Consider the following 10,854-nt stretch of genomic DNA (forward strand, 5'->3'; position numbering starts at 1 on the left):
CGTCGCCGAGCCGGTCTGACGTTGGAGGTCGAGCGATCGTTCCCGCGATCACGCGTGGAGTGATTCGAGTTCTGACAGGAGTTCGGAGGCGGTGACCTCGTCCACCTCGAAGGTGGTGGCGAGGTCTTCTCGCGGGGCGAACCAGGCACCTTCGCCGGTGGCGGAGTACCAGAGCTGGCGGAACTTCTGCTCCGGCTCCAGGTCGATCATGCCCACCGTGATGCCGGGGTCGAGCGAGGCCACCAGGGCGCCGCCGGAGGGCAGGGGGCGGGTCATCCACGGTTCGGTGCCGTTGTCCTGGGGCTGACAACGCAACCAGCCCCGCTTGGTCAGGCCCAGGACCTTGCCGACGGGTACGTCGCGGTCGAGGTACCCGGCGAGTTGCGGAATGACGTCGCCCGGTGCGAACGCGTGGGTGGGGCGACCCAGTTGCGGGAACGGCTGGAGGAGTTCGTAGTCGGCGAAGAGTTGGCCCCACGCGTCTGCGGTGCCGGCCAGGTGGATCGGGTGGGCCAGCCGGACGGTGGCGGCGTCCGGGAGGGTGAACTCGTCGTCGTTCTCGTCGGCGAGGGTGCGGTCCTCCGCCAGGCGGAACGACGCGCCCGCGTCGGTGATCCACACCAGGCGGCGGACCAGGTGGGAGAGCAGCGGGTGGCCGGCCAGGACGGTGTGGAACTCCTCGGCGGGCCAGGTGCGCTGGTCGACCATCGAGCGTTCGAGGCGGTGGATCAGGTCCGCGGCGATGGAGCGGACGTCCTTCTTCAGCGTCGCGAACCGCTTGTGCTCGGCCGGGGCGAGCTCCTGGTCGTCGCGCGCGCCTGGTTTGGGGAGGTCCTTGCGGGGCTTGCCGTCCGGGTCCCGGACGAACGGCTTGAGCTGCTCGTCGAAGCCGACGGTGAACTGCCGCGGGCCGTAGTCGACGACCAGGGTCGTGGCCTCGTCGAGGCCGAAGCGGGGGACCAGGCGGTCGGCGAGCTGGTCGCGGCTCAGGCCCAGGGCGGCGGCGATGTCCGTGACCTTCTCCTGCGCCTTCGCCTTGAGGCCCTTGAACTTCACGCGTTCCGCGATGCTGTTCAGGGCCGTCAGCGCCGACTCACTGCCGATCTGGGCGAGCACGTCGAGGGCGGCCACCGCGCGGGCGTGCTGGGCCTCGCCCGGCCAGAGGCGGATCAGCGGGGTGAGGCGGCGGACCGTCTCGTCGTCGCCGAACCAGCCGAGCGCGGCCAGTGCCCAGCCGTCCTTAGACGGTGAGCTCACGTCGAGCCAGCGGCCGAAGAGGGCCCAGCCGAACTCCGCGAGCGACGTGCGGTCGCACTTGTCGACGGCCGGCGGCAGACCGGCGTACACGGCGTCCTGTTTGGACAGCGCCGCCGTCATCAGGAGGTTCTTCACGGCTGCGGCAGGCAATGCGCCGGAACCGTCGGCCAGCAGCACCTGGGGCAGCAGCGCGACGTCGGCCCACGGGCCGATCGCCGGCAGCTTCGAGGGGAGGACGTCGACGGGGTCGATCTCGATCAACGTCCTGATCGCCGCGCCCGCCTCCGGGCTGTGCGCTGCGGCGAGGGCGACGACGTCGACGTCGGCCTCCAGGTGCAGGTGGCGCAACGCGAACTCGGCGTTGCGGCGGGCGGGACCCGCCGGGCCCAGTGCGGCCGGTAGCAGGAGGTGCGCGGCCGTGTCGCGGTGCCGGGCGAGCCAGGAGACGGCGAACGCGCGGGCCGACTTGAGGCGCACGAACCAGTCCGCCATCAGCGCCGCCACCTCGGGCGTCGCGTACGGGAGCAGCACGATGCCGGAGACGTGCGGGTTGCTCGCGGCCAGTCGCAGCATCGGCGGCAGGGCGTCGAGTTCGAAGCGGGCCGTGATGCGCCTGCCCCAGCCCTCGCTGCGCCACGTGTCGGTGGGGGTCCAGCCGGCCAGCAGGGGGCGCGCGAGGTCCTCCGGCGCGCTCTCGAACAGCTGGTGGTCGTCGCGCGTGGGGTAGTGGCCCTCGCGCATCTTCTCGGCCAGCGGTTCCCAGTTGCCGTGACGGGCGGTCCACCAGCCCTTCAGCGCGAGCCACTCCTCGCGTTCGCCCGGCAACCAGCTCACGGTGGGGGCCGGGACCGGGAGGTCTTTGAGCACCACGGGTTTCGGCTGCGGGCGGCAGTGCAGCCACGGCGGTTCGGCCAGGACCCGGGGCAGCGCGTCGGCCGGTGCGTCCGGGATGTGTGCGGGGAGGAGAGTGGCGGCGTCGGCGGGAAGTGCGGCACCAGGCTGGGTGGGTGCGGTGTCGGTGGGGAGGGCGGGGCCGGGTTGTGTTGGCGCGGCGTTGGCAGGAGGAGCGTGATCGGGCCGCGCGGGTGCGAGGCCGGCGGACTGCGCCGGGCCGGGTTGTGTTGGCGCGGAGTTGGTTGAGAGGGCGGGACCGGGTTGCGCGGGAGCGGTGAGGAGCGTGAGATCGGGGCGCGAGAGGACGTGGGCGCGCAGCAGGTTGCGGATGTCGGCGTCGGCGGCCGCGCGCGGTGCCATCAGGCGCAGCGCCCTGGCCGGGAACCGTTCCATCGCCGACACCAGCACCGGCCGGACGAGCCGTTCGTGCAGGCGGCTCAGCAACATCAGGAACGCCTCGTCGGTCGGCAGGACCGACAGCACCTCCAGCGCCCGCAGGCGGTTGTCGCCGTTCCACTCGGCCTTCGCGCGCAGTTCGGCGTCGAGCACCTGCGCCACGGCGGGGCCGAGGACGTACAGCGCTGTGTAGACGTTCTCCACAGACCAGAGCAGGTTGCCGTTCCTGAAGCCCTGGAAGTCTTCGAGGGTGGTGCCCGACGCGTGGATGAGCCAGTTCGGGCCGCCGGTCGTCTTGGCCTCCGCGAACCAGTCCCTGCGCGACGGCGCGAGGAAGGCGCGCGTGGCCTGGACGAACCAGTTCGGGTCCAGCTTCTCCAGCTGCGCCACGGCTTCCGCGAACGTCGCGTCGTCGGTCGCGGCCAGCGCTGTGCGGGCGTCGATCAGCGTCTGGTCGTTCCAGCTGGAGTGCGGGAGGTAGACCATCAGGCCCTGGTGGGTGTTGCTCACGGTGGAGAGGTGCACGGCCGCGACGGCGGCGAACGGCAGCCCGTAGTCCTCGATCCACCAGTGCACCGGGGAGGTCTTGTGGTCCCAGCCGGTGAGCTTGAGGAGGGTGGCGGCACCCAGCGGGTCCGGCTCGCCCCCGAGGTGGGTGCGCAGCGCCTGCATGAGGGTGGATTCGTGCCGGCCCGACGTCAGGGCCTCTTCGACCTTCTCGGTGTGGGCGGCCGCGTGGTCGCGCAGTTGCCGCGCCTGGGCCGCGTCGGTGGTGAAGGTCGGCACCGGCTGGACGTCGCGCCTGCGGCGGGCCTGGGCCAGCCACTCGGCCGGCATGAGCCAGGTGTCCTCGTCGAGGGAGGTCGAGGGTGCGACGGGTTCAGGGGCGGCGGGTTCGGGCGCGGCGTGGCCGGCAGTGCGCTGCGTCGGGCCGGCGGACGCGGGGCCGGTGGTGGAGCTGGCGGCAGCGGTGCTGGCGGTGGGCGCTGACGCAGCGGTGCTCGCGGCCGCGCCTGCCTTCTGGTAGCCCTTCTTCTCCTTCTCCGCCACCAGTTTCGCCACGTGGGCGGTCGCGGCGGCGGTGGAGGTGAGCTCCTTGGTCTGGGTCTGCCCGGCGGCGCCCAGCCGTCCGAAGCGGACGGTCACCGTCACGTCATCCTGGGTGACTTCCCAGAACTTCGCCGAGTTGCCGGAGACGAGCTCCCACCTGCCCACTGCGAGACCCCCTGGGTTTCGGTCTGGATCTGATGTCCACGGACCGTACCCAGGGGGTCTGACAGTTTTTGTCGATCAAGGGAAAACGCTGGTCAGAGCTTCCACCAGAGAGCGGTGTCCGGCGGCAGGAGCAGGAGGCCGTCGCGAACGCCGTAGTACGACGAGGCGAGCAGCACCGAGCCCGGGTCCGGCAGTTCGACCACGGTGGCGGACAGGTTCACCGCGCAGGCCACGCCGTCGCGTTCGAACCACAGCACGTCGGCGGGGCCGTCGACCCAGCGCAGATCCACGCCCAGCGCCGGGTTCTCGCGGCGCACGCGCAGAGCGTTGCGGTAGAAGGACAGCATCGAGTCCTGGTCGCCCGCCTGCGTTTCCACGCTGAGCTTCGCCCAGTCCGCGGGCTGCGGGAGCCACGAACCGCCGGTGCCGAAACCCAGCGACGGGCCCGAGGCAGACCACGGGATCGGGACCCGGCAGCCGTCGCGGCCTCGTTCGGTGTGGCCGGACCGCTCCCACATCGGGTCCTGGAGCACCTCGTCCGGCAGGTCGAGCACTTCGGGCAGACCGAGTTCCTCGCCCTGGTAGAGGTACACCGAGCCCGGCAGCGCCAGCATCAGCGCCAACGCGGCACGGGCGCGGCGCGTGCCCGTCTCGCCGCCGCCGTAGCGGGTCACGTGCCGTTGCACGTCGTGGTTGGAGAGCACCCAGGTCGTAGGCGCCCCAACGGGTTCGACCGCGGCCAGCGACGAGTCGATGACCGAGCGCAACGCCTCGGACGTCCACTCCGCGGTCAGGTAGTGGAAGTTGAACGCCTGGTGCATCTCGTCCGGGCGCAGGTACATCGCGGTGCGTTCGGCAGAAGGCGTCCATGCCTCCGCCACGAGCACGCGCTCGCCATCGTACGAATTGATGACCTCACGCCATTCGCGGTGGATCTCGTGCACGCCGTCCTGGTCGAAGAACGGCAGCGGCTCCGTGCCCAGCAGCTTGAGCTGGTCGGCGTGGCCGATGTCTGGCAGGCCGGGCGCCTTGATCATCCCGTGCGCCACGTCGACGCGGAACCCGTCGACGCCCAGGTCCAGCCAGAACCGCAGCACGTCGCGGAACTCCGCGCGCACCTCCGGCAGTTCCCAGTTCAGGTCGGGCTGTTCGGGCGCGAACAGGTGCAGGTACCAGGATCCGTCGTCCACGCGCGTCCACGCGGGGCCGCCGAACACCGACTCCCAGTCGTTCGGCGGCTGGTCGCCGACGCCCTCACGGAACATGTAGCGCTCACGGCCGTGTCCGGCCAACGCCTCCTGGAACCACTTGTGCTGGTCCGAACTGTGGTTCGGCACGATGTCGACGATCACCCTGATGCCGAGTGTGTGCGCGTCGTCGACCAACGCGCGCACGTCGTCCAGTCCGCCGAACTGCGGGTCGACGGCGCGGTAGTCCGCCACGTCGTACCCGCCGTCGGCCATCGGCGACGCGTAGAACGGCGTGATCCAGACCGCGTCGACGCCCAGGTCGCGCAGGTAGGGCAGGCGTGAGCGGATGCCGGGCAGGTCACCGACGCCGTCGCCGTCGGAGTCGGCGAAGCTGCGCACGTAGACCTGGTAGATGACGGCGTGTCGCCACCAGTCCTGGGACATGTCCATGCCTTCCGGTGGGGTGTGTCAGCGGTCCAGGAAAGACGTTGCAAAAGTTTTCCGCAAGTCGGCTTGAGGAATGCTTGAAGAGATCGAATATTCCTGCAAACTTTTGCAGCCCGTTTAATGCGTTGCGACGGTCCGCCGTCATCCGTCAGAGTGGATCTCGACGAACCGGAGAGAGGAGCCAGCCGTGATGCAGCAACACATGAGCCATCAGCACGTCTGGTGCTCCTCGGCATGAGCTGACCCTCATGACAACCGGGGAGCCGTCCCGTCGCCACCGCAGCGACGAGGCGGCTTTTTTGATGCCCGTTGGTCCAATTGGCACGGACGCCGCGCTCTGGACGCGGAGATCGAGGTTCGAGTCCTCGACGGGCAGCTGTGACCGAAGCCGAAGCAGTCGAGGCGCCAGGTTGTGGTCCTGGTCGAAGCCGGTGCGAGTCCGGTCGGTCACCCCAACGCGCGGGATCCGGCGATCACCCAGGCCTCATAAGCCTGGGGTGCCTGGTTCGACACCAGGACGCGCGACCAGGAGGTCGAGGAAGGCGTCGTGCAGCAGGCCGTTGGTGGCCAGCACGACGTCCTCCTCGACGACTGTCACCCGGCCGCCCGCCTCTTCGACGAGCACCGGCAGGCACGCCAGGTCGAACTCGTCCAGGCCCGCGCCCGCGGCGATCACGGCGTCGACGTCCCCGGTGAGCAGCTGCAACACCGACGTGGAGTTGTCCACCACCACGCACTGCTCCAGCACTGGCTTTCTCTTGCCGTGCAGGCACACGCGCGCGCCACGAATCATGTCCCGTGTGGACACACGAGCGACTTCTTCGAGCTCGCCGCGAAAGACCCGGCAACCCATGCCACGTCCCGCCGCCATGGTCAGGCCCAGCGACGGCATCACCGAGACGGCCAGAGCGTTCTCCAGCGCCAGGTCCACCGAGTACGTCGGCCGCCCGGCCACGAAGTCCGCGGTGCCGCTGATCGGATCGACCAGCCACCTCCGTCCGGACGTGCCGGTCCGCTCAGGGCGTTCCTCGCCCGCGACACCGTCGTCGGGCACGGCTTCCGCGAGCAACGCGCGGATCAGGTCCTCGATCTCGAGATCGACCGGCGTCACCACGCTGCCGTCCTCCTTGAGCCGCACCTCCTGACTGCTCTGGAAAGCCCGCTCCGCCACCTGCGCCGCCTCGTAGGCGATCCGCAACGCCAGCCGCATGTCGTTCCACATGGGGTGGAAGCCTGGCGCGGGCGCCGGCGCGGCTGAACTGATGTAGCGTTGTGCTACATGATCGAGTTCGTGCTCGGTGAGTCCGACCTGGTGGACGTGCGGTTCGCCGTCTCGCCGCTCAGCGAACTGACGCTCAGCCTGCGCGTGCTCAAGGACCCCGCCAAGTACCCGCTGCACCTGCCCTGGCTGCGGCGGGTCGGCGACGTCGACACCGAGGTCCTGCTCGCGTTGAGCACGGAACGGGGCTGGACGCCGGACTTCCTGAGCCCCCGCCCCAGCACGCCGCTGACCCGCTTCGAGGACGAGTTCGCGGCGTTGAGCGAGATCCCCGCCCGCACGCTGCGCCGCGACTTCCGCGCGGTGTTCGGGGAGGTGCCCGCCGTCCTGGCCGATCGGCGCCGGATGCTCGCCGCTCTGGAGACCTACTGGCACGTCGCGCTGGAACCGTGGTGGGACCGGGTGCGCGCGGTGCTCGAAGCCGACATCGCGCACCGGGGCCGCGAGATGGCCCGGCAGGGCCTGGCGGCGATGCTCTCCGGCATCTCCGACCGGATCACGTTCACCCCGCCCGTCGTGGGCGTGCGGATCGCCGGCGCGGAACCGCGGCGGGTCGACGGCTGCGGGCACGGCCTCACGTTGGTGCCCAGCGCGTTCGCCCGGCGGACGGCGGTGCCCGTGAACCCCGACGCTCCGCCGCTGCTGATCTACGCGGCCCGTGGCGCCGGTGTGGTGTGGGAGACGGGGCGCGTGCGCGGGCCACGGGCGCTCGCCGGCGTGCTGGGGCAGGTGCGGGCCGATCTGCTGGCCGAACTCGCCGAGCCCTCCTCCTCCACGGACATCGCACGACGCACGGGCGTGACGGTGTCCGCGGTGAACCAGCACCTACGGGCGTTGCGCGACGCCGGGCTGCTGGCCTCGCAACGGCACGGGCGGAGCGTCGTGTACGCCCGCACCGAACTCGGCGACACCCTCGTTTCCCACTCAGTGGAACAGGGAAGCGCGGCGCCGAGTCCTTCGTTCGCAAGGACATGAGCGCCTTCGCGGAGGACTGGCAGAGCTGGAAGACGGACCGGGAGAAGACCCTCGCCGACCCCTACGGGTGGTTGGCGTTGGTGTCACTGGATTGGCTGGACACGACCCCACGCACCTATGACGGCCTACCGGGCGAGTGGTGGCAAGACGACGACGCGGCGTACTGGCGCGACGGCGGCGAGACCAAGCGGTTCGAACTCGTCCAGAGCGGCGCCGGCACGCGCGTCGTGGCCGGGGACGTCGAGATCGAGATCGCCCGCCGCGGCGGGTACCTGATCCGCGTGCACGACCCGAAAGCCGACGTACTACGCCAGTTCAAGGGTGTTCCTGCGTACGAGCCGCACGAGCAGTGGGTGGTGGAGGGGGCCTACGAGCCGTTCGACGCGCCTGTACCCACGACCGTTGGTGCTGTCGTTGAAGGTCTTAGCCACGTGTACGAGGCACCGGGGCGTGTGCGGTTCACGTTCAACGGCACCGAACACACGCTGACGGCGTTCAACGGGCGCAACGGCGGGCTGAGCATCCTGTTCACCGACGAGACCAGCGGCGTCACGACCTACGCGGCGAACCGGCAGCTCGCGGCCACACCGCAGGACGGGAAGGTCGTGCTCGACTTCAACCGCGCCACCAACCTGCCGTGCGCGTTCACCGACTTCGCCACGTGCCCGTTGCCGCCCGAGGGCAACCACCTGACGTTCGGCGTCGAGGCGGGGGAGAAGACGCCCTACGAGCGGGGTTAGAAGAACTCGTCCAGCAAGCGGTACCAGGCCAGCAACTCCGGGCGGGGGGTGAGGCCGTAGGCGCGGTCGAACGCGGCTACGGCCTCTTCGCCCAGTTCGCGGTGGGCCAGCGGAGATCGCGGTGCCGGTCGGACACGCCCAGCCTGGCCACGTCGATCAGCACCGTCGAGCCGTCCGGGCGCAGCAGCACGTTCGGCGGGCAGAAGTCCCCGTGCGCCACCACGAGGTCCTCGTGCGCCGGGGCGGTGGCCACGAGCCGCTCGAACAGTTCCTCAGGCGTGACACCGAGGTTGTCGTCGTCGAAGTCGTCCGCGTCGACCAGACCCGCCGCCACGTTGCGCCGTGCCTGTTCCAGGACAACGGGAATCGTCGCGTCGAACGGGCACGAGGTCACGGGCAACGCGTGCAGGTCGCGCAGCACGCGGCCCATGACAGTCGCCGCGTGGACAGGATCCGTTGCGGCCAAGGAAGGTGCGCCCACGTCGGCCAGCACGAGCCAGTCGTCGGCGAACGCCCTGATCTCCGGGACCTCGAAGTGCTCGCCCAGCCACCGCAGGCGGTCGTGCTCGGCGACGCCCGCGCGTTTCACGTAGCTTCCGCCGACGTGCCACACGTCGCCGGAGAGGCCTTCGTGGTCGGTGGACCAGACGGCGTCGGGGCCGACGGCGCGCAGCACGTGCTCGGGGATGCTCATTCGCAGGCGGTGCCGTCCTTGTCGCTGTCGAGCCCGTAGATGTCGTTGCCGATGACCTGGATCGGGCCGCTCACGTAGGCAGGGCCGTTGCCGCTGCCGCCCGCGCAGTCCACGTCCGATGCGATCGGCACGCAGCCACTGTAGTTCGGGTCGCACGCTGGCTTGGGCGCAGGCTGGGGTTGGGGCTGTGGCTGGGGATTCGGCTGCGGGTTGGGCTTGGGCTGCGGGTTCGGCTGAGGCTGAGGTGCCGCCGGGGGAGTGGTGGTCGTCGTCGTAGTGGTGGTGGGTTGCGCGGTGGTCGTAGTGGTGGGTGCGACGGTGGTGGTGAGCGTGGTCGTGGTGGTGGGTGCGACCATGGTGGTGGAGACGCTTGCCGCCTTGTTCGTGTTCGTCGGGCCGTTGGCGATGGCGCCGACAATGCCGACGGCGAAGAAGAACGCGAGCAGACTGGCCGCGCCGATCGCCACCGGAGCCACCCACGACCTGCGCGCCGACGGCACCGGCACGACCGCGCCACGCGGGATCTCGCGCGGCATCCGCAGCGAGATCTGGAGCAGCCCGTTGGGGCCGCGGTGCACGTACGCCGTGCAGCCCGTCGCCCCGCCGCCGGACTCCACGTGCATCAGCACGGGCGCATACCGTTGCGACATCAGGAAAGTCAGCTCGCCCACCCGGTACCCGTCGAGCCGCACCTCGATGCCGCGCTGACCCCGGTACTTGCCGGCCGCGATCATGCACCACGTCAGGTTCACGGCGACGTGCCGCGTCACGCCGTCCGGAACGGCGTAGCGGGACAGCACGTCCTGGTGGTGCTGCTCGCCGGTGACGGTCACCGTCACCTCGCCGGGGACCATCACCAGACCGGCGGCCGAGTTCTCGATCACTGTCGCAACTCCCTCGGGGTGGGTTCGTACGGCCTGACCATCGAGGGACTACTCCAGGTGTTACTGACGGTGTCGCTGGATTGGGCCGAACGAGTGAAAAACAGCCATGTCAGTCACGGACGGTTGATCAGCGCCGATGTAAATCCTTTGCACGCGGTCCGGGCTGAGACGCGTCTCTTCCGAGAGAGCGTTTCCACGCTACGTTGAGCCAAAGGGCGCAACACCTTCCCCCTCAGGAGTACCGATGGCGCTGGACACGCCGTGGCAGGCGTAATGAGAACTGGACGTGGGATTCCCGCGAGCACACGGCGGGGCGAGCTTCGTACGGTGTGCTCATGTTGCAGCCGGACCGCGAGACCAGGGCCGAGCGGACGAAGACGGTAACCGCCTTCGTCGAGGATTTCATCGAAGGTCTGGAGGCCGCGCCCGCTTCGTCGCCGGGCACGGCACTCCTGCCCCCGCCACCCGCGGAGACACCGGGCGAGCTCGGTGAGCTGCTCGCGACGTTCGGCGCCGCGGCGAGCCAGGCGGTGGAGACGGCCGGGCCGCGCTACCTCGCGTACTTCCCGGCCGGCGGCCTGTACAGCTCGGTGCTCGCCGAGTTCCTGGCCCAGACCACCAACCGCTACACCGGCGTCGCCTCGACCGCGCCGGCACTGGTCGCGTTGGAACACAGCGTCATCCGCTGGATGTGCGACCTGTTCGACCTCCCCGCAGGATCCGGCGGAATCTTCACCACGGGCGCATCTCTGGCGACTCTCTCGGCAGTGCACACGGCCAGACAGGACCGCCTAGGTGTACTTGGCCGGGACGTTGGTAGCTGTGGATGGGTGTTGACGTGGGGAGAGCCTCCGGTTGGGGTGTGGTTTGTCTAGGACCCACG

The 10,854-nt window shown here is 70.1% G+C and carries 8 protein-coding genes and 3 tRNA genes; 6 read left to right on the top strand and 5 right to left on the bottom strand.

The window, feature by feature from the left end:
• Window positions 1-48 precede the first annotated feature (48 nt).
• Together ACFWNN_RS41630 and ACFWNN_RS41635 are read right to left on the bottom strand one after the other, a co-directional pair.
• Window positions 49-3,762: a DUF4132 domain-containing protein gene (locus ACFWNN_RS41630; protein WP_382445501.1), complete on the bottom strand. Its 3,714-nt coding sequence runs from the start codon at window positions 3,760-3,762 to the stop codon at window positions 49-51.
• A gap of 92 nt (window positions 3,763-3,854) precedes the next feature.
• Window positions 3,855-5,396 (bottom strand): glycoside hydrolase family 13 protein, encoded by a 1,542-nt coding sequence (locus ACFWNN_RS41635; protein WP_382445502.1) that lies wholly within the window; start codon window positions 5,394-5,396, stop codon window positions 3,855-3,857.
• A 306-nt stretch (window positions 5,397-5,702) separates the two neighbouring features.
• Between ACFWNN_RS41635 and ACFWNN_RS41640 the strand changes: the two genes are divergently transcribed.
• The 3 genes from ACFWNN_RS41640 (at window position 5,703) to ACFWNN_RS41650 (ending at window position 5,927) form a co-directional block, all read left to right on the top strand.
• Window positions 5,703-5,775: transfer RNA gene (locus tag ACFWNN_RS41640), tRNA-Gln, on the top strand.
• A 2-nt stretch (window positions 5,776-5,777) separates the two neighbouring features.
• Window positions 5,778-5,854, top strand: a tRNA-His gene (locus ACFWNN_RS41645).
• A 1-nt stretch (window position 5,855) separates the two neighbouring features.
• Window positions 5,856-5,927 (top strand) — tRNA-Ile (locus tag ACFWNN_RS41650).
• Here the strand turns inward: ACFWNN_RS41650 and ACFWNN_RS41655 are convergent.
• Window positions 5,884-6,621: an inositol monophosphatase family protein gene (locus ACFWNN_RS41655; protein ID WP_382445508.1), complete on the bottom strand. Its 738-nt coding sequence runs from the start codon at window positions 6,619-6,621 to the stop codon at window positions 5,884-5,886. The genes ACFWNN_RS41650 and ACFWNN_RS41655 overlap by 44 nt on opposite strands.
• Window positions 6,622-6,678: 57 nt before the next feature.
• Here ACFWNN_RS41655 and ACFWNN_RS41660 point away from each other — a divergent pair, with 57 nt between their 5' ends.
• Window positions 6,679-7,653, top strand: coding sequence for a DUF5937 family protein (locus ACFWNN_RS41660; RefSeq protein ID WP_382445503.1), 975 nt, complete (start codon window positions 6,679-6,681; stop codon window positions 7,651-7,653).
• Window positions 7,650-8,393 carry a DUF1684 domain-containing protein gene (locus ACFWNN_RS41665; RefSeq protein ID WP_382445504.1) on the top strand — a complete coding sequence of 248 codons (744 nt, stop codon included), beginning with the start codon at window positions 7,650-7,652 and terminating at the stop codon, window positions 8,391-8,393. The genes ACFWNN_RS41660 and ACFWNN_RS41665 overlap by 4 nt, the downstream gene beginning before the upstream one ends.
• A 76-nt stretch (window positions 8,394-8,469) precedes the next feature.
• Here ACFWNN_RS41665 and ACFWNN_RS41670 read toward each other — a convergent pair whose 3' ends face one another.
• Together ACFWNN_RS41670 and ACFWNN_RS41675 are read right to left on the bottom strand one after the other, a co-directional pair.
• Window positions 8,470-9,087 carry a phosphotransferase gene (locus ACFWNN_RS41670; RefSeq protein WP_382445505.1) on the bottom strand — a complete coding sequence of 206 codons (618 nt, stop codon included), beginning with the start codon at window positions 9,085-9,087 and terminating at the stop codon, window positions 8,470-8,472.
• Window positions 9,084-9,971: a hypothetical protein gene (locus ACFWNN_RS41675; protein WP_382445506.1), complete on the bottom strand. Its 888-nt coding sequence runs from the start codon at window positions 9,969-9,971 to the stop codon at window positions 9,084-9,086. The genes ACFWNN_RS41670 and ACFWNN_RS41675 overlap by 4 nt, the downstream gene beginning before the upstream one ends.
• A 335-nt stretch (window positions 9,972-10,306) precedes the next feature.
• On the opposite strand from ACFWNN_RS41675, the gene ACFWNN_RS41680 reads away from it, so the two are divergent.
• Entirely contained in the window at window positions 10,307-10,846 is a 540-nt protein-coding gene (locus ACFWNN_RS41680) for a pyridoxal-dependent decarboxylase (RefSeq protein ID WP_382445507.1), read from the top strand.
• Window positions 10,847-10,854 lie beyond the last annotated feature (8 nt).

This window comes from Lentzea sp. NPDC058450 (assembly GCF_042721395.1).
Taxonomy (GTDB): domain Bacteria; phylum Actinomycetota; class Actinomycetes; order Mycobacteriales; family Pseudonocardiaceae; genus Lentzea.